At 37.0% G+C, this 17673-nt stretch carries 14 protein-coding genes, 12 tRNA genes, 2 rRNA genes, 1 pseudogene and 2 riboswitches (1 of these 31 cut by a window edge); of the genes and pseudogenes, 22 read left to right on the top strand and 7 right to left on the bottom strand.

Annotated elements, in window-relative coordinates:
• From IGI97_RS09805 to IGI97_RS09740, 14 genes are all read left to right on the top strand, one after another.
• Positions 1-65 (top strand): 23S ribosomal RNA (locus IGI97_RS09805) (it extends 2848 nt beyond the left edge of the window).
• 96 nt (positions 66-161) lie between these two features.
• A 5S ribosomal RNA gene (rrf, locus tag IGI97_RS09800) occupies positions 162-277 on the top strand.
• 6 nt (positions 278-283) lie between these two features.
• Positions 284-357 (top strand) — tRNA-Asn (locus IGI97_RS09795).
• A 43-nt stretch (positions 358-400) separates the two neighbouring features.
• Positions 401-489: transfer RNA gene (locus tag IGI97_RS09790), tRNA-Ser, on the top strand.
• 17 nt (positions 490-506) lie between these two features.
• Positions 507-578: transfer RNA gene (locus IGI97_RS09785), tRNA-Glu, on the top strand.
• A gap of 27 nt (positions 579-605) precedes the next feature.
• Positions 606-678, top strand: a tRNA-Val gene (locus IGI97_RS09780).
• Positions 679-688: 10 nt separating this feature from the next.
• Positions 689-764 (top strand) — tRNA-Asp (locus tag IGI97_RS09775).
• A gap of 45 nt (positions 765-809) precedes the next feature.
• Positions 810-882 (top strand) — tRNA-Phe (locus IGI97_RS09770).
• Between the two features lie 5 nt (positions 883-887).
• A tRNA-Tyr gene (locus IGI97_RS09765) sits at positions 888-968 on the top strand.
• 4 nt (positions 969-972) lie between these two features.
• Positions 973-1046 (top strand) — tRNA-Trp (locus tag IGI97_RS09760).
• 36 nt (positions 1047-1082) lie between these two features.
• Positions 1083-1155: transfer RNA gene (locus IGI97_RS09755), tRNA-His, on the top strand.
• 14 nt (positions 1156-1169) lie between these two features.
• Positions 1170-1241: transfer RNA gene (locus IGI97_RS09750), tRNA-Gln, on the top strand.
• A 25-nt stretch (positions 1242-1266) separates the two neighbouring features.
• Positions 1267-1337: transfer RNA gene (locus IGI97_RS09745), tRNA-Cys, on the top strand.
• Between the two features lie 13 nt (positions 1338-1350).
• Positions 1351-1434, top strand: a tRNA-Leu gene (locus IGI97_RS09740).
• Positions 1435-1459: 25 nt separating this feature from the next.
• On the opposite strand, the gene IGI97_RS09735 is transcribed toward IGI97_RS09740, so the two are convergent.
• The 3 genes from IGI97_RS09735 to IGI97_RS09725 all read right to left on the bottom strand — a co-directional run bounded on the left by IGI97_RS09735 (position 1460) and on the right by IGI97_RS09725 (position 4646).
• Positions 1460-1711 carry a hypothetical protein gene (locus tag IGI97_RS09735; protein ID WP_438738541.1) on the bottom strand — a complete coding sequence of 84 codons (252 nt, stop codon included), beginning with the start codon at positions 1709-1711 and terminating at the stop codon, positions 1460-1462.
• Positions 1712-1775: 64 nt separating this feature from the next.
• A riboswitch (M-box (ykoK) riboswitch) is annotated at positions 1776-1943 on the bottom strand.
• A gap of 62 nt (positions 1944-2005) precedes the next feature.
• Positions 2006-2785 (bottom strand): ABC transporter ATP-binding protein, encoded by a 780-nt coding sequence (locus IGI97_RS09730; protein ID WP_002360638.1) that lies wholly within the window; start codon positions 2783-2785, stop codon positions 2006-2008.
• 88 nt (positions 2786-2873) lie between these two features.
• Positions 2874-4646, bottom strand: a complete 1773-nt coding sequence (locus IGI97_RS09725) for an ABC transporter permease subunit (protein WP_002384764.1) — start codon at positions 4644-4646, stop codon at positions 2874-2876.
• A gap of 44 nt (positions 4647-4690) precedes the next feature.
• A riboswitch (M-box (ykoK) riboswitch) is annotated at positions 4691-4858 on the bottom strand.
• A gap of 314 nt (positions 4859-5172) precedes the next feature.
• Here IGI97_RS09725 and IGI97_RS09720 point away from each other — a divergent pair.
• The 3 genes from IGI97_RS09720 (at position 5173) to IGI97_RS09710 (ending at position 7980) form a co-directional block, all read left to right on the top strand.
• Positions 5173-5688 (top strand): AAA family ATPase, encoded by a 516-nt coding sequence (locus IGI97_RS09720; RefSeq protein ID WP_438738539.1) that lies wholly within the window; start codon positions 5173-5175, stop codon positions 5686-5688.
• Positions 5689-5956: 268 nt separating this feature from the next.
• On the top strand, positions 5957-7555 hold the full coding sequence (locus IGI97_RS09715) for an Nramp family divalent metal transporter (RefSeq protein WP_002382010.1): 1599 nt from the start codon (positions 5957-5959) through the stop codon (positions 7553-7555).
• A complete protein-coding gene (locus tag IGI97_RS09710; protein ID WP_002358161.1) occupies positions 7555-7980 on the top strand; it encodes a universal stress protein in 426 nt (141 codons plus the stop codon). The genes IGI97_RS09715 and IGI97_RS09710 overlap by 1 nt, the downstream gene beginning before the upstream one ends.
• A gap of 54 nt (positions 7981-8034) precedes the next feature.
• On the opposite strand, the gene IGI97_RS09705 is transcribed toward IGI97_RS09710, so the two are convergent.
• A complete protein-coding gene (locus tag IGI97_RS09705) occupies positions 8035-9705 on the bottom strand; it encodes a PucR family transcriptional regulator (RefSeq protein WP_002358159.1) in 1671 nt (556 codons plus the stop codon).
• 380 nt (positions 9706-10085) lie between these two features.
• Here IGI97_RS09705 and IGI97_RS09700 point away from each other — a divergent pair, with 380 nt between their 5' ends.
• The 5 genes and pseudogenes from IGI97_RS09700 to IGI97_RS09680 all read left to right on the top strand — a co-directional run bounded on the left by IGI97_RS09700 (position 10086) and on the right by IGI97_RS09680 (position 15423).
• The gene (locus IGI97_RS09700) at positions 10086-11747 is read left to right on the top strand and encodes a peptide ABC transporter substrate-binding protein (RefSeq protein WP_002363656.1); all 1662 of its coding nucleotides are present in this window, start codon (positions 10086-10088) and stop codon (positions 11745-11747) included.
• Positions 11748-12998, top strand: a complete 1251-nt coding sequence (locus IGI97_RS09695; protein WP_002386587.1) for an amidohydrolase family protein — start codon at positions 11748-11750, stop codon at positions 12996-12998.
• Positions 12995-14212 carry an amidohydrolase gene (locus IGI97_RS09690; protein WP_002379298.1) on the top strand — a complete coding sequence of 406 codons (1218 nt, stop codon included), beginning with the start codon at positions 12995-12997 and terminating at the stop codon, positions 14210-14212. Before IGI97_RS09695 ends, IGI97_RS09690 begins: the two co-directional genes overlap by 4 nt.
• Before the next feature lie 234 nt (positions 14213-14446).
• Positions 14447-14926 (top strand): GAF domain-containing protein, encoded by a 480-nt coding sequence (locus IGI97_RS09685; protein ID WP_002360627.1) that lies wholly within the window; start codon positions 14447-14449, stop codon positions 14924-14926.
• Positions 14927-14992: 66 nt separating this feature from the next.
• Positions 14993-15423: pseudogene (locus IGI97_RS09680) on the top strand (VOC family protein).
• Positions 15424-15464: 41 nt separating this feature from the next.
• On the opposite strand, the gene IGI97_RS09675 reads toward IGI97_RS09680, so the two are convergent.
• The 3 genes from IGI97_RS09675 to galM form a co-directional block, all read right to left on the bottom strand.
• Positions 15465-16103 carry a sugar O-acetyltransferase gene (locus IGI97_RS09675; RefSeq protein ID WP_002379300.1) on the bottom strand — a complete coding sequence of 213 codons (639 nt, stop codon included), beginning with the start codon at positions 16101-16103 and terminating at the stop codon, positions 15465-15467.
• A gap of 120 nt (positions 16104-16223) precedes the next feature.
• Positions 16224-16370, bottom strand: a complete 147-nt coding sequence (locus IGI97_RS09670; protein ID WP_002384758.1) for a hypothetical protein — start codon at positions 16368-16370, stop codon at positions 16224-16226.
• Between the two features lie 130 nt (positions 16371-16500).
• Positions 16501-17505: a galactose-1-epimerase gene (gene galM, locus IGI97_RS09665; protein WP_002399811.1), complete on the bottom strand. Its 1005-nt coding sequence runs from the start codon at positions 17503-17505 to the stop codon at positions 16501-16503.
• Between the last annotated feature and the right edge of the window lie 168 nt (positions 17506-17673).

The raw sequence follows: 17673 nt of genomic DNA, 5'->3' as shown, positions 1-17673 counted from the left end.
GTTGGAAGTGGAAGGCTAGTGATAGTTGGAGCGGACCAATACTAATCGGTCGAGGACTTAACCAAAGAATGGATAAGTAAAAGCAACTTGGTTATTTTGATTCAAACTTCAATCCAGTTTTGAGTGAATGAAGATTCAACTCAATAAGAAACAACACCCAGTGTGGTGGCGATAGCGAGAAGGATACACCTGTTCCCATGCCGAACACAGAAGTTAAGCTTCTTAGCGCCGATTGTAGTGAAGGGTTTCCCTTTGTGAGAGTAGGACGTCGCCACGCGATTATTCCGGCATAGCTCAGTTGGTAGTAGCGCATGACTGTTAATCATGATGTCGTAGGTTCGAGTCCTACTGCCGGAGTTTAACATATGAAATATCATGAGTATGTGCTTCTTTCAGCTATGGAGAGTTGTCCGAGAGGCCGAAGGAGCATGATTGGAAATCATGTAGGCGGTAAACACTGTCTCAAGGGTTCGAATCCCTTACTCTCCGTTTCATATTTACAAACTGGCCCGTTGGTCAAGCGGTTAAGACACCGCCCTTTCACGGCGGTAACACGGGTTCGAGTCCCGTACGGGTCATTTATTTTAATAGTAACATTCCTTTTTGGAGGTTTAGCTCAGCTGGGAGAGCACCTGCCTTACAAGCAGGGGGTCAGCGGTTCGATCCCGTTAACCTCCATTACTCGGTTGGTTCCGTGGTGTAGGGGTTAACATGCCTGCCTGTCACGCAGGAGATCGCGGGTTCAAATCCCGTCGGAACCGCCATTTAATGTTGTTACTTGAAAATTATTTGAACAAGCTTTTGTTTTAGGCGTGGTAGCTCAGTTGGTAGAGCAACGGATTGAAGCTCCGTGTGTCGGCAGTTCGACTCTGTCTCACGCCATTTATGGAGGAATAGCGAAGTGGCTAAACGCGACGGACTGTAAATCCGTTCCTTAGGGTTCAGTGGTTCGAATCCACTTTCCTCCATTTTAGGGGCATAGTTTAAAGGTAGAACAACGGTCTCCAAAACCGTTGGTGTGGGTTCAATTCCTGCTGCCCCTGCCATTTAATTATTTAATAGATACACTTTTTAAGATTACGGCGATCGTGGTGAAGTGGTTAACACACCAGATTGTGGCTCTGGCATTCGTGGGTTCGATTCCCATCGGTCGCCCTTTGTAATTTTATTGGGGTATAGCCAAGCGGTAAGGCAACGGACTTTGACTCCGTCATGCGTTGGTTCGAATCCAGCTACCCCAGTTTTTTTGTAACAAAAATGGAATATGGCGGTATAGCCAAGTGGTAAGGCAGAGGTCTGCAAAACCTTCATCACCGGTTCAAATCCGGTTACCGCCTTCCAAAATATCTTGCCGGCGTGGCGGAATTGGCAGACGCGCTGGACTCAAAATCCAGTTCCTTCACGGGAGTGCCGGTTCGACCCCGGCCGCCGGTATACTAAAGACTGTTAAATCATTGATTTAACAGTCTTTTTCGTTATTATTTTCTAGAATACATAAAAAAACCATCTCAAAAAAATGAGATGGAAAGTTAAGTGAGAGAGTGATAAGTATAGTGCGAATAAATACAAGGATTACAGAAGAATGTGGGGGTTCTGCATCATCGTCATTAAATGTTCCTGCAGTAGGAATATGAATTTCTGTCATATTATATTCAATAACTTGAACTGTGATGATTGCAACAGTTCCAATGATTGCTAACATAGTAGTCATACTTTCACTCCTCTCTTAATTTTAAATAAAAGTACTTAACTGATTGACTAGAGACTAAAAATATACATCAACATGAACGTTGAGCTTTAGCACTATACAACGTAAAGATCACTCTTAGCTATTTTGAGAAAAGCCTTCTCCTCGACCAGTCTTGTTCTACTCATTGGTGTCTCTCGACATTTCTGAGCAATAGCCTATGTTTGTATAGGAGCCTCACCTAACTTATTACAAAGAAATAATAGTCTTTTAAGTAACTCTTTGTCAAGACATAAGCAGAAGTCAAAACAGTTCTATTTACAAATGAATGCGACGAACCATTTCTTCTGTTATTTGTTCTACAATATCAATGGTTGTTTTTGGCGAACGTTGATTTCTGGGGATATCGATTGAGTAAATTTTGGCAATACGACCAGGATTTGCATCCATTAATACAACCCGATCAGAAAGTTGAACTGCTTGTTGGACATCATGCGTGATCATCACAATTGATTTAGTCGCAATTTGATTGTTTAGCCAAATTTCTAATAAATCGTTGGATAATTGGCTGGCTGTAATGATATCTAAAGCTGAAAAAGGTTCGTCTAAGAGCAATAAGCTAGGTTCGATGGCTAAAGCACGAGCAAAGCCTACACGCTGTTTCATTCCACCAGATAACTCTCTAGGATAAGCTTTTTCAAAACCAGTTAAACCAATCATTTCAATGAGATTACTGACTCTTTTATTTATTTGTTCACGGGAAATTTCTTTACGGTTTTCTAAGCCAAAGCTGATATTTTTTTCAACTGTCAACCAAGGAAAAAGGGCAAAATGTTGAAAAACCATGCCGATATTGGCATCAGGCTCATTAATGATTTTATCTTCAAAAGTAATTTCACCTCTAGTTGTACGAAGAAGTCCAGCGATACTTCTGAGCAACGTTGATTTTCCTGTTCCTGATTGTCCGATAATACTTAAAAATTCATTCGTTTTAACTGTTAAATCAATATTTTCAAGGACTTTTAAATGTTCTGAATGTCCTTCAATTTCAAATTCTTTATATACTGATTTTATGCTTAATAATTCTTTATTTTCCATCGTCTTATTAGATAGGTCAAGGGAAATAACCTATCGTTCTCCTCTCTAGTTTATCTTAAAAATTTAGTCGAGTTGAGTCGTCCAGCTATTAATAGTGAAATTTTTGTTTTGCTGCTCGATATAAAGGTTGCCAAACAAAGGCGATACATAAACCAACAACGAAACACATCGCTAAGGTTCCTAAGGCAGATTTATCTTTTACACCATCGTTTGCCGCAATATATTGTCCTAGGCCAGTAACATCTATTGATTTTTTGCCCCATTGAATGCTTTCTGCTGCGATATCAGCGTTCCAAGCAGCACCAGCAGCGTTAATAATTGCTGTAATGAGGTAAGGTAAAATAGAAGGGATCAAAAATTTTGTCCACCATTGCCATTTAGATAATTTAAAAAGTTTGGTCACGTCACGAATATCATCAGGGATGGCTAAGTAGCCAGCAATTACATTAAAGAAAAAATACCATTGGCAACCAACCATGATGAGTGGTAAAATCCACCATTCTAATTTGTTGAAGCCCATACTAATAATCAACACAATGAATGGAGTATAAACATTTGACGGAATGGAGCCTAAAATTTGTCCAATCGGTTGAACGATACTTAAGCGCCGATTATCATTCGCAACCCAGATTGCTAAGGGAGTAAAGATAATGCCAGCAACGACCATAGCCAAGGTAACCCGTAGCGTAGTATAAAGGGTTAATCTAGGAATCATGCTGAAATCTTGATGGGGCAAGAAATGATAGAGCTTAATAGAACAATAAACCCCAATAATGGTTAAGCTGACATACCATAATGTTTTGAAGAAATGGCGTAATTTTGCTAGTAATCGATAGAGATAGTCTAGCTTGAAAAAGTACCAAACTTTTGGTAAATCGTAAATCCAAAAATGACTGAATTTCACAAAAGCTTTTGAAAAGTATTTCGTTAAAGTTGCTTTTTTTAATAAATGATAAATGATGGATTTAGGTGGCGTTGTACTTTCGACATCTGTTTCATATTTAAAATAATAAGTGGCTCGAACTAAAGGTTGAAAAACTAAAAAGTTTAAAATCACCACATTGATTAATAAGGCAAAAACAGCCCATAAACAGGATTTAAAGTCGGCTCGATTTAATGCTACTTGGATATAAGAACCAATTCCTGGTAAATAAAGGTTGGTTTCTTTAGGAAAGGCAACAGAAGCTTGCTCGCTGGCCACCAAGGCAAACCAAGCCGCAGTTTGAGAAATAATAACGTTCCAAAGTAAGCCAGGAATTGAGTAAACAAATTCAAGCCGCCAAAATTTTTCCCAAGCATTGTACTTGAACTGATCGGTCACATTGACTAGATCTGAAGGAATAACTTCCATTATTTGATAAAGAGTCAACATGATGTTCCAAGCTTGACCTGTGAAGATGGCAAAAATAGCAACCGCTTCTGCGCCCATCACATTTCCTGGAAATAAACCAAGTAACCAAGCAGTTGTAAAGGTCAAAAAACCTAGCAATGGAACAGATTCAAGGAAATTAACTAATGGTAAAATGACTCTTCGTGCCGTTTTATATTTTACGGCTAAAATACCAAAAACAAAGGAAAACAGGAAGGACCAAGCCATACCCACAATCATTCGAAACATGGTTCGAATTGAAAAGTAAAAAAGATTTGATGGAGATAAGAAATCATCTGTTTTACTTGGTGTTGCGAGGAATTCTTCTGAGGGAAGGGTGTGGAGAGGGCGATTCATTTTTAGCCAAGAGAAGACGATGATAAAAATGAAAATGCCTAAAATGATGAGCAAGGTAAGATTTCCGATACTTTTAGCAAGTAGGGTATTTTTCTTAGATGATGCAGTGACAGCTTTCAATTTAAAAACCTCCAATTAATCATATTAAAGAGGTCGCCGAATAAAAGAAGAAGATTATAGGGTAATCACAATAATTGAGCTTTGGCTTTCTGAGACGTAAGAAAAAAATTCTAGTTATCTTAGGAAAGCCTTAATTCGACAATCCCTGCTTTACTCGTTACTGTCTCTCGACATTTCCGAGCGATAACCTGTGTTCTTCAGAGTAACCTCACCTAATATGATTCTATTTGATTTACATGCTTATCATACTCGTGACTAAAAATAAAACAATTTCTAGCTGGTTATACCTGAATTACTGTTTGTTGTTATTCTATTCAATGATTCTTAAAAAGATTGCCCACATTCTGTTTTTTTAGGGAGAAATTATCAGATGAGTATGTTATGTAACGCAAGGTGAATAGTATAGGATGTTGTATTTTTAGTTTGTCTCGTTTACTGTTAAAGATGTAAGTAGTAACTATAAGTGAATGGCTAAAAAAATTAAAAGTAATCTAGCACCTAAATTAAACAACAAAGAAATTTGTTCAGAAGAAAGGAAATTATGATGATTATTTGGTTAAACGGTGCGTTTGGAGCCGGAAAAACGACCATTGCACATGAGTTACAACAAAAACTTCCCAATGCAATCATTTATGATCCAGAAATTATTGGTAGTGCATTGATGGAGTTAGTTCCCGAAGAAATGAAAGAAAATGATTTTCAGGAGTATCAGGAATGGCGTTGCTGGAATGCTCATTTATTAAAACGAATGTCCAAAGAGTCTGGACGGCCGATTATTGTTCCAATGACCCTTTATAAAAATGAATATGAAGAAGAGCTGATTGGATATCTGAGACGAGCAGGCATTGACGTTTATCATTTTTTTTTAGCGGTCGAGAAAGAAGAAATTTTACAGAGATTATTGAAAAGAAATGATGGAACTTTTGAATGGGGGAAAAATAAGTTGCCCGAAGTACTTGAAGGTTTTCGTCAGATTCAGTTTACCGAGATTTTTAGAAATCATTCAGCTGACACGACAGAAATTGTAGCAACCATTCTTAATAGAATAACCGAATAAAAATAAAATAAGGGACCTAAGCCGAAATGACTTAGGTCTCTTATTTTCTACTTCTTAAGATAATCAACTACCAGCTACCCTGATTTCTTCAAACTTTAAGACCGCACATTTACGACAATCTATTTTTACACTGTCAAAATTTTCTTTCAAGTCTTGCATTTTGTTATTTTTAGCAGTATATTTTAGGTGTACCTAAAATATATTAGAGGTTAACCTTCTAACAGGAAGGGCCTTTTAAAATTATTGCAAAACGAAAGAAGGAATTGAATTGAAAAATTCAGAAGAACATGAACCAAAGCAAAGACATCATTTGATTGAATATGCAAATGGTCCTTCGCTTGAAGAAATTAATGGCACCATCGACGTGCCTAAAAATATGAGTTTTTGGAAAACGTTATTTGCTTACTCAGGTCCAGGAGCATTGGTAGCAGTGGGGTATATGGATCCAGGAAACTGGTCTACTTCAATTACTGGGGGACAAAATTTTCAATATTTATTGATGTCGATTATTTTAATTTCCAGTTTGATTGCAATGTTGCTCCAATATATGGCTGCTAAATTAGGCATTGTTTCACAGATGGATTTAGCACAAGCGATTCGTGCTAGAACTAGTAAGACGTTAGGTATTGTATTATGGATTTTAACAGAGTTAGCAATTATGGCTACAGATATCGCTGAAGTTATCGGGGGCGCAATTGCCTTATATTTATTATTTCATATTCCTTTAGGTCTGGCTGTCTTCATTACGGTATTTGATGTTTTACTTTTGTTGTTATTGACAAAAATTGGTTTTAGAAAAATTGAAGCTATTGTTGTTGCTTTAATTGTTGTTATTTTTGTGATTTTTGCTTATCAAGTGGCATTGTCAAATCCAGTATGGGGAGATGTAATTAAAGGGCTGGTTCCTAGCGCAGAAGCTTTTTCTACATCACATGCGGTGAATGGGCAAACGCCACTGACAGGTGCATTGGGGATTATTGGTGCAACAGTGATGCCTCATAATTTGTATTTACATTCTTCTGTTGTGCAAAGTCGTAAAATTGATCGTAAAGATAAAACCGATATTCAACGCGCTTTACGCTTTTCAACTTGGGATTCTAATATTCAATTAACGATGGCATTTTTTGTTAACTCTTTATTATTGATTATGGGTGTGGCCGTTTTTAAATCCGGCAGTGTCAAAGATCCTTCATTCTTTGGTTTGTTTGATGCTTTATCAAATCCAGCGGTTATGAGTAATTCTATTTTAGCGCATATTGCAGGTTCTGGAATTTTATCAATTTTATTTGCGGTAGCCTTATTGGCATCAGGACAAAATTCAACAATTACAGGAACGTTAACTGGTCAAATCATTATGGAAGGGTTTATTCATATGCGCGTACCAATTTGGTTACGTCGGATGGTCACACGTTTGTTATCTGTTATTCCTGTCTTAATCTGTGTTTTAATGACCAGCGGAAAAAGTACAGTGGAGGAGCATATTGCGATTAATAATTTAATGAACAATTCACAAGTTTTTCTAGCATTTGCTTTGCCATTTTCGATGTTGCCTTTACTGATGTTTACAGATAGCCGTGTTGAAATGGGTGAACATTTTAAAAACTCGTGGTTAATTAAATTGTTAGGCTGGGTTTCTGTCATTGGCTTAATTTACCTCAATATGAAAGGTTTACCTGATCAAATTGAAGGATTCTTCGGTGATAATCCGACAGCGAGTCAAATTACGTTAGCCGATAATATTGCCTATGTCATCATAGCACTCGTCATCCTCTTGTTAGTTTGGACGGTTGTGGAATTATATAAAGGCGATAAACGATATGCACAGCAGCTTGCAGCTATGGAGCAACAAGTAGAGGAGGTTAAATAATGAAATTTTCAAAAATTATGGTTGGTGTTGAAGAGTCGCCAGATGCGTTAAAAGCATTTCATTATGCTATCCAAAAAGCAAAAGAAGAACAAGCTGAATTGGTTATTGTTTCGATTTTAGAAGAGAAAGAGATTAATGTTTACCAATCGTTAGATAAAAATTATTGGCAAGAACAGTTGGCGAAATTAGAGAAACAAACGGAAAAATATCAACAAGAAGCGTTAGCGAATGGCATCGATAAAGTAAGTGTAATTGTCAATGAAGGGAACCCAGGAGAATTAATTATTAATAAGCTTATTCCTTTGAATAAACCAGATTTGTTAATTATTGGCTCCAAGTCAACTAGCAAATTAAAAAGCTTTTTTGGTAGCCAAGCAGCTTATATGGCTCGATATGCACCAATTTCTGTAATGATTATTCGCTAACAAAATTGAAACAGTTAAAAAAGCCGCCACGATTTACTATTCGTGGTGGCCTTTTTATAGTAATTTTTGTTTATATAAATAAACAGCCAAACTTAGTTGTAGCGAACTATCAGGAAATTCTAAAGTTAAGTGAAGAATCTCTTCTATTTTTTTTAAGCGGTAAATAATTGTATTACGATGTACATACATATTTGTGGCAGTCAACGAAATATTTTTATTCGATTGAAAGTAGGTGTTGATGGTTTCTAGTAGGGAACTTTCATGTTTTTGATCTTCTTTTTCTAATGGTTCAATCAATCGTTGATATATTTTTTGTTTGGCTTGTTTGGTCAGGGTTTCGATCATTAAACGATAAAAAAAGAGGTCGTCATAATTCAAAATAGTTCGTTGTTGTAATTCTTGACTTGCTTGTGCTAAGTGGAATGTTTCTTGTGCTAATTTATAAGAATCACACAGATTGGTGATTTTTTTGACAGTTGGCCCAATCGCTAATTTAAATGATAATTTTGGATTCAGTTTCATTAGTTGCTCTAGTAAATTCTTGGCAAGATGAGTGGTTTGTGCAAGGTAGGTGGCTTCCTCTTGCGCTGGATTTTCTAGTAATAAAATAAAGCCAGTTTGTGTAGGAAAGGCAGTAATTTTTTGTCGATATCCTTCTAAAATATGATTCAATTGATGGCCAATGCTATTCATTTGAATAGTCGGATTAAACAGTTGTTCCAATTGTTCAATGGCTACAAGCAAGAGACTAAATGTATCTTTTTCATTTAATTGCAGATAATTACTAAATTCTTGCCAAGCTTGAGGATTGGTATTTTTTTCTTGGATAAGGTCTTGAAACAGCGCCCCGATCTTTTGCCTCGTTGTTAAATTTTCCGAAGATTCTAATTGAAGTTGTGGTAAAAGGTAGTGAGCACAGACCTCCACAGATAATAAATCAATCGTCTGTAATTTTTTGGTAGTTTGCCAAATCACTAAGTAAGATAAGCTGAGATTTTTCTTTTTGATGGGTAAAATTCGCAAAGATAACTGATGGTTCGCTAAGGAAAATTCAACAGTCAATGGTTCTTTATAAAATAATAGGAGCTCATTGTTCTGGGCTTTTAAAGCTGTCTCAAACTGTTTTTTGAGAGTCGCGTTATTTAAAATACTGGTGATTCTTGTTGGCGCATCAGGTAAATCAAAATGATTCATAATCTGAAAACGCTCGTCTAAAAGCATTACAGGCGCTTGAATCGCGGCACTTAATACTTCCAGTAATTGGGTACTTTTTCCGCCAGCTTTGATAATTGTATAAAATTTATTATGCATATGAACAGAATGTTGGCTAATCGTTTCGTCAGGTTGATTGACTCGGCGATTGACCAATGAAATAATTTGAGAAAAGTTGTAATTATAAGGGATTGAGAGAATTGGTAATCCGACGTCATTCGCTAATTGGATCATCTCTTGTGGAACTTCATTGAAATAACGTTGGACTTTAAAGCCTAGAGCAGCGCAGTTCATATTTGCTAGTTCTTGAATAAGACGTTTTTGCAAGCAAGGCTGATCTTTGAAAATATAGCCGGTAGTTAATAAAATTTCTCCTGGCGTTAACCAGTCAAAAGCATCAGGATTTTCTAAAATATTTGCTTGTAGAATTGGCGCATCTAAATTGGTCTCGTGCGTCAATAAGGTTAAACCAGGTAGTTCTTCTGCATGGAGTAGATCATTGACCGTCATCATTAGCAAGGCCTCCTTTTGTATGAATTATCTAAAAATTAAGTGTATTTATTGTAAGATGTTACAAAACTATTTTAGGGAAAATAAGGTATCCTTATACTAATAGAAAAAAGTTCCAAGTCATCACGTGATTGGTAGTCACAAGTGACCAAATAAGAACAATCAGCGCTTACAACCTATAGAAACGCATCGTTTAAAGATATAGCAATAGTATACTTAATTTTTAATGCTTTTACTATTGTTTCAGCTACTTTAAATTTCTCAAGTATTTCTATAATCTGTAAGTTTTTTGAGACTCTTATCAGATATGCTTCTTTTTCTATATTTTATCAGAAAATTCTGGTAAATTTGAAGGTTATAGTTTGTAAAATGGAGGGATCGGTATGAAGAAATTAAAAATGTTAGGATGCGTCGGGTTGCTTTTAGCTTTAACGGCTTGTCAGGCGGGAACGGGAAACTCGGCTGATAGTAACAAAGCAGCGGAACAAAAAATTGCAATTAGTTCTGAAGCGGCTATTTCGACAATGGAACCACACACAGCGGGGGATACGACCTCGACTTTAGTCATGAATCAAGTTTATGAAGGACTCTATGTTTTAGGTAAAGAAGATGAATTAGAGTTGGGGGTCGCTGCCGAAGAACCAGCGATTTCTGAAGATGAAACCGTTTATACATTTAAGATTAGAGAAGATGCCAAATGGTCGAATGATGATCCAGTAACAGCAAACGACTTTGTTTATGCATGGCAACAAGTTGCTTCCCCTAAATCAGGATCGATTCATCAAGCTTTATTTTTTGATGTCATTAAAAATGCTAAGGAAATTGCTTTAGAAGGCGCAGATGTGAATACTCTTGGGGTTAAGGCGCTAGATGATAAAACGTTAGAAATAACTTTAGAACGGCCCACCCCTTATTTGAAATCATTACTTTCGTTTCCTGTTTTGTTTCCACAAAATGAAAAATATATCAAAGAACAAGGGGATAAATATGCTACTGATGCAGAACATTTGATTTATAATGGTCCTTTTAAATTGAAAGAATGGGATAATGCCTCTTCTGATGACTGGACCTACGAAAAAAATGATACGTATTGGGATGCTGAAAAAGTTAAATTAACAGAAGCGAAAGTTTCAGTAATTAAGAGCCCAACGACAGCGGTGAATTTGTTTGACTCGAATGAATTGGATGTAGTGAATAAGCTAAGTGGTGAATTTATTCCTGGTTATGTTGATAATCCAGCCTTTCTTTCAATTCCTCAATTCGTCACATACTTTTTAAAAATGAACAGCGTTCGTGATGGAAAAGAAAATCCGGCTTTAGCGAACAACAATATTCGTAAAGCGTTGGCACAAGCTTTTGATAAAGAAAGTTTTGTAAAAGAAGTCTTGCAAGATCAATCAACGGCTACAGATCAAGTAATTCCGCCGGGACAAACGATTGCGCCAGATGGAACAGATTTCACAAAACTAGCTGCTAAGAAAAATAACTACTTAACCTACGATACAGCGAAAGCAAAAGAATTCTGGGAAAAAGGGAAAAAAGAAATTGGGCTGGATAAAATCAAATTAGAATTTTTAACAGATGATACAGACAGCGCCAAAAAAGCTGCTGAGTTTTTCCAATTTCAATTGGAAGAAAATCTAGATGGATTAGAAGTGAATGTTACTCAAGTTCCTTTTACTATTCGTGTTGATCGTGATCAAACGAGAGACTATGATTTAGAATTATCTGGTTGGGGAACCGATTATCGTGATCCATTAACAGTTATGCGCATCTTTACTTCGGATAGTACCTTGGGCGGCGTAACGTTCAAGAGTGATACGTATGATCAATTAATTCAAGAAACTAGAACAACACATGCGGCTGATCAAGAGGCTCGTTTAAATGACTTTGCTCAAGCACAAGATATTTTGGTGAATCAGGAAACGGTTTTAGCACCAATCTACAATCGAAGCATTTCTGTATTAGCTAATCAAAAAATCAAGGATCTGTATTGGCATTCATTTGGACCCACGTACAGTTTAAAATGGGCTTATGTTAACTAATTGAATGAAGGTAGGAAGGGGTTTGTCATGCTTTTAAAAAACTGTAAATTAGAAACAGGATTTTCTACTGTGAATCAGCGAATTGTTGCGACAGAAACAGCTAGCTATGATATTCGAATTGAAAACGAGGTCTGTACTGCGGTCGCACCGCAGTTAAGGCCTTTAGAGAACGAAACAGTTATCGATGTGAATCAGCAACTCGTTTTACCTGCGCTAAGAGAAATGCATATTCATATTGATAAAACGTATTTTGGGGGACCTTGGAAGGCATGTCGTCCACTAACGAAAGGAATTTTAACACGTATTGAAGAAGAAACTTGGCTGTTACCTGAACAATTACCAACTAGTTTAGAACGTGCTTGCCAAGTTATTGAGCAGTATATTCAACAAGGCCATTATCATATTCGCAGTCATTGTAATGTAGATCCATCTATTGGAACGAAACATATTGAAATTACTAAAGAAGCATTTAGTCGATATGAACAATACATTACTCATGAAATTGTGGCTTTTCCTCAACACGGATTACTCCGCTCACAAGTCGAACCTTTGATGCGCGAAGCCTTACGCATGGGGGCAACTCATGTCGGCGGCGTTGATCCAGCCCTTGTGGATCGTCATGTGGATCATTCAATCGCAAAAATATTTGAATTAGCTACCACATTTAATAAAAAAATTGATGTTCATTTACACGCCCGTGATACTTTGGGACTTTATGAATTTAATAAATTTGTTGATTATACAGAACAAGCAAAGATGTTTGGCAAAGTCACTTTAAGTCATGCTTTAGCCTTAGGGAGCTTAGAAGAAGCAGCAATTAGAGACATTGCGCAAAAATTCATCGAAACAGGTATTGATTTGACTTCGACTGTACCAATTGGAATGCCCACCATGCCGATTCCAACCTTGGTTGAACAAGGTGTTAAGATCTCCGTGGCTCATGACAGTTTGACGGATCATTGGTCGCCTTTTGGCAGTGGCAATACAATAGAAAAATTAAATACAGCCGCTCAAAGATTTAAAATTAGCGATGAGTATCGCTTGAATCGTTTATGGGGCTTAGCGAGTAATTTTGTAACGCCTCTTGATCCTAACGGGCAGCAAGTTTGGCCTAACGTCGGCGATTCTGCAGATTTCCTACTATTTAATGCTGAGAGCACTGCTCACGTGATTGCACGCCAACAGCCAATCCAACAACTGATACTAAAAGGACAACTGGTTGAAGCCGTTCAAAAGGGGGAAAAAGAATGACAGCATCCATTGTTTATTTGAATAATGTTCGTTTAGAAACTGGTTTTGCTAAAGACCACCACGAATTAACGTATACTAAAACCGCACGCTATACTTTAGCGATTCAAGAAGGCAAAATCCAAGCGATTATTCCGCAAAATCAAGTCACTGAAAAGCAACAAGGCACTGATTTAAACGGACAACTGGCTATTCCCGCTTTTCAAGAGAGTCATAATCACTTAGATAAAACCTACCTTTCATTAGGCTGGCGTGCTAGCCAACCTGTTAAAAATTTAAAAGAGCGTTTAGCAGACGAAGCCAGTGAACTTAAATTGTTAGCTCCGTCAACAGAACAACGAGCGACGGCCATGATTGAAAAATTGATTGGGTATGGAGCCTCTTATATTCGGACACATGTCAACATTGATCCTTATGTAGAACTAGAAAACTTCTGGGGCGTCAAAAGAGCCTTAGAAAAATATGCGCATGTGATTGATTATGATATTGTTGTCTTTCCACAGCATGGATTATTAAAAAATCCCCAAACGGTTTTACTCATGAGAGAAGCTCTAAAAAATGGTGGAACAATGGTTGGTGGTTTAGATCCTGCAGGCATTGATTATGCAATTGAAGAATCTTTAGAAACTATTTTCGATCTGGCAGAAGAATTTCAAGTAGGAATCGATATCCACTTGCATGATACGGGGGAAGTGGGCGTTTATACAATTGATAAATTTTTAGACATTTTAGAAGAACGAAAATTTACTCAGCGAACCGCTATCAGTCACGCCTTTGCGCTGCTAGATGTACGACCAGCAGAAAAAGAAAAACTATACCAACGCTTGGCAACGCATCAAACGGCGATTATGTCTACAATTCCCTATGATCCTCGTTATTTATTGCCACCAATTGATGTGTTACGCCAAGCTGGTGTATCGGTTCATTTAGGTAGTGATGGCTTTTTTGACTCTTGGAGTTCTAATGTTTCAGGTGATTTATTTGAAAAATTACGTAATTTTTGTGAAATGACAGGAAAGATTACAGAAGAGCAACTTACTCAAGCTTACGTCCATGGCTGTGGCAAAGTAGCACCTTTTTCATTTGAAGAAGAACGCCTTTGGTTTACAGAAGGCGACGAAGCAAACTTTATTTTTACAGAAGCAGCTTCTACAGCAGAAGTGATTGCTAGAAAACCACAGAAACGCCAGATTATGTTGAAAGGACAATGGGTTTAACTTGCTTTAAAATTAGGTAGAAATAGAATGCTAAAAAGCCAAACAGAGGAAACAAGGTTCAGCTCTGAGCAACGCATAGTGTCAGTCTAGCGGTTACTCGTCACAGTTTAATCCTTATAAAGTGCTTCTGCTCACAACGTGTATCAGCGTTTCAAGTTTGTTTGACTCACTTTAACATAGCACTTTTGCGTATCTTCCTTTATAATAAGACAAAATGAAGGAGATGAACCAAGCATGACTGAACAAACGAGAGAAAACAAAAAAGCAGCCTACGAATTGTGCTTACAACAATTGAGCGGTTTGTTAGAAATAGAAACGGATGCTATTGCAAATTTAGCAAACTCGTCCGCGTTACTTGCACAAACATTACCAGACACCGTTTTTGCTGGGTATTATTTATATAAAGATGAAGAATTAGTTTTGGGGCCTTTTCAAGGGAAAGTCTCTTGTACCAGAATTAAAATGGGCAAAGGTGTCTGTGGTGAGTCCGCGGAAAAACAAGCTACATTGATTGTTGATAACGTGAAGACACACGCCAATTATATTTCTTGTGACTCAGCTGCGATGTCTGAAATCGTTGTACCGATGGTAAAAAATCATCAATTGGTCGGTGTTTTAGATATTGATAGTGGTGTAACAAATAGCTATGATGCGGTTGACCAACTGTATTTGGAAAAATTTGTTACCTTGTTACTAGAAAAATCAGATTTTTAAGCAGACTATTTTTGCTTTCTGACAAATCATGAGAAAATAAAGTATAAAATTTGATCATGAAAGAAGGTGAGTCATTTGTTAGAGCTGTATATAAATTTTAAAGGTGAAGCAAAAGAAGCAATTGCGTTCTATGAAGATGTTTTTGATACAAAATGTCAAAATTTAATGACTTTTGGCGAAGCACCTGAAGATCCTGAGCATCCTATAAACGACGAGATAAAGGATTTAGTGATGAACGCAAGTATCATTATTGAAGGAACCTATGTAATGATTTCAGATGTTCCTGATATGTTTGGTTTTGAAGTTACGGAAGGAAATAACCTTTCGCTCGTGGTTAGCACAGATGATGATGAAAAAATTGATCGCTTATTTAAGCGATTATCTGAAGGTGGCACTGTTACAATGCCGTTTCTGAAACTTTTTGGTCCAAAAAGTATGGTTCCCTAAAAGATCAGTTTGGCATCCATTGGATGTTTAATTATTATGAAGAAGATTAAAAAAATCCCCAATCCGTTATTTTCATTGGATTGGGGATTTTTTATTCATGAAAGAATTGCTTCTTAGCGATTTGATACTGCCGTTGCTTTTCTGTCCAAAATTGCTGATCGTTTTCATCAATTTTGCGAATGACTTTTGCTGGATTACCCCCAACAATCGTGTTGGCAGGAACGTCTTTTGTAACCACAGCACCAGCAGCAACAATAGCATTTTTTCCAATTGTAACGCCAGGTAAAATGGTGGCACTTCCGCCAATCCACACGTTATCTTCAACAATAATTGGCGTACCGAATTCTAATTCTGCAGTTCGAATCGTTGGATCAATTGGATGGCCGGCAGTATAGAAACTAGCACGAGGGCCAACCATGACATTATCACCGAAGATGATTTTGTTTACATCTAAAAAAATGCAATCCATATTTGCATAAAAATTTTCTCCTACCTCAATATGGCGACCGTAATCTACATGGAGGGGTGGGGTGATATATAACTCATTGCCAGTTTTTCCTAATAATTCTTTTTCTAGGGCCACAATTTCTTTCACATTATCGATAGGAAGTTGATTGATTTTTTGAGCTAACACCTTGCCTTTTGTTGATTTGTTTTCGGGTAAAATGGTGGGGGCGTAATATAATTCACCTTTTAACATTTGCATATAATCAAAGTCATTTTGTTTCATGTAAGCGCTCCTTTAGGCTTTTTCTCTATTGTATCAAATCAATACAATAAGTCGAGGAATATGTAAAATAAAAAAGGACAGATAGCAAAATAGCCTTGCTTATCTATCCTTTATCTAAGGTTATCCAATTTTTTTAACTCTCCCGCCAATTTTATCTGCTAATTTTTGTGCTTCTTTTTCAGAGTGGTAAACTAAACAACCTGATTTATCTCGCGTACGTTTACCATCTGCAGTTAAATAGCCATGAAAAAATTTGATTGCATACATAGACATCACCGCCTTTCTAATTGAAAATAGTGTAAATGGAGCGATTAAAAATGTCAAATAATAGAAGTGCTCTTAACCATTCTTATCTTTTTTAGTTCGAAGATAAGCTTGGTTAAGAGCACCATTTCACTTAATAAATTAGTTTGAAACGGGTCGTTGAGTGAAATTCCTGTTCAGGTGAGAGGGTGATAGAACCGAACAACGGAAATCTTTCAGCACCAGGACAGACTTGGGTTTCAAATGTGAGCGCTCCGTGATTGACTAATTTTTGCCCTTGAATATCGGGACCGTTATCAGCAAAATTTGCTGAAAAAATAACAACTGAAGGTTGATCAGTGAACATCTCTAAGGTGATATCTTTAGTAGGACTTTTTAAGATAACATCCGGGTTAATTAAATCATGATTGGTTAAGATGAAAGGGTGATCGAAGCCGTTCATCTTTTGGATTTGTTCATCGTTACTTGAAAAAACCTCAGCTAATTTTTTAGGTTTTTGTAAATCAAAAGCTGTCTGGTCGACGGAAGCTAATTCTCCAAGCGGTAAAACTCTTTCATCAAGCGGGACAAACTTTTGGGCATTTATTTGTAACTCATGCGCATCAATGGGGATTGTAGGATTTCCAGTTAAATTAAAGTAGACATGATTGGTTGGATTAAAAAGTGTTTGTTCATCTGTAGTTGCCTGATACTCAATTTGCCATTCATTTTCTTCAGTCAATGTATACGTGACTGAAACAGTGAGATTTCCAGGAAAACCATTTTCACCAGCAGGACTCTCTAGCCAAAATTTCACAGAAGGATTCGCTTGTGCCTCTTGGATTTCGCTGTGCCATTTTTTACTTTCAAACCCAGGTGTGCCACCGTGAAGTGTTGTTTGAGTAGGAGTATTAATCATCGTTTGATACTTTTTACCCGCTAGTTCAAAGGAGCCATCGGCAATTCGGCCAGCTGTTCGACCAATTGTTGCACCAAAATATAAGTCTTTAGACAAATATTCATCTGCTGAGGGAAAGCCTAGCACGAGTGATCGGGATTCATTTTTTGTAAGAGGAACGTCGAGCGCAACAATTCGCGCACCAAAATCTGTTGCTTTTAAAGTCACACCATTTTTATTCGTCAGTGTGTAAAGAAGCATTCCTTGTCCAAATGATTCAGTTGAAATAGTCAAAATAATCAATCCTTCCTTTAAGTAAATATTTAGTAAATTTAACTTTGTTGTTTAGATTATTTAAATAGTCAAAAAGAAATGCTAAGAAAATAAATCTTTATTTAATTGTATTGTACACGTTTTCAATTGAAATGA

This window comes from Enterococcus sp. DIV2419 (assembly GCF_051711865.1).
GTDB classification, from domain to species: Bacteria; Bacillota; Bacilli; order Lactobacillales; family Enterococcaceae; genus Enterococcus; species Enterococcus faecalis.
This window is presented reverse-complemented; position numbering and strand designations above follow the sequence as displayed.

Excerpts from the sequence above, each read along its gene's own strand:
- IGI97_RS09720 (WP_438738539.1), top strand. The coding sequence starts at position 5,173 with ATGATGATTATTTGGTTAAACGGTGCGTTTGGAGCCGGAAAAACGACC.
- IGI97_RS09670 (WP_002384758.1), bottom strand. The coding sequence starts at position 16,370 with ATGTATGCAATCAAATTTTTTCATGGCTATTTAACTGCAGATGGTAAA.
- IGI97_RS09710 (WP_002358161.1), top strand. The coding sequence starts at position 7,555 with ATGAAATTTTCAAAAATTATGGTTGGTGTTGAAGAGTCGCCAGATGCG.
- IGI97_RS09675 (WP_002379300.1), bottom strand. The coding sequence starts at position 16,103 with ATGAAACAAAATGACTTTGATTATATGCAAATGTTAAAAGGTGAATTA.
- IGI97_RS09730 (WP_002360638.1), bottom strand. The coding sequence starts at position 2,785 with ATGGAAAATAAAGAATTATTAAGCATAAAATCAGTATATAAAGAATTT.
- IGI97_RS09690 (WP_002379298.1), top strand. The coding sequence starts at position 12,995 with ATGACAGCATCCATTGTTTATTTGAATAATGTTCGTTTAGAAACTGGT.
- IGI97_RS09700 (WP_002363656.1), top strand. The coding sequence starts at position 10,086 with ATGAAGAAATTAAAAATGTTAGGATGCGTCGGGTTGCTTTTAGCTTTA.
- IGI97_RS09685 (WP_002360627.1), top strand. The coding sequence starts at position 14,447 with ATGACTGAACAAACGAGAGAAAACAAAAAAGCAGCCTACGAATTGTGC.
- galM (WP_002399811.1), bottom strand. The coding sequence starts at position 17,505 with ATGCTTCTTTACACACTGACGAATAAAAATGGTGTGACTTTAAAAGCA.
- IGI97_RS09735 (WP_438738541.1), bottom strand. The coding sequence starts at position 1,711 with ATGACTACTATGTTAGCAATCATTGGAACTGTTGCAATCATCACAGTT.
- IGI97_RS09705 (WP_002358159.1), bottom strand. The coding sequence starts at position 9,705 with ATGATGACGGTCAATGATCTACTCCATGCAGAAGAACTACCTGGTTTA.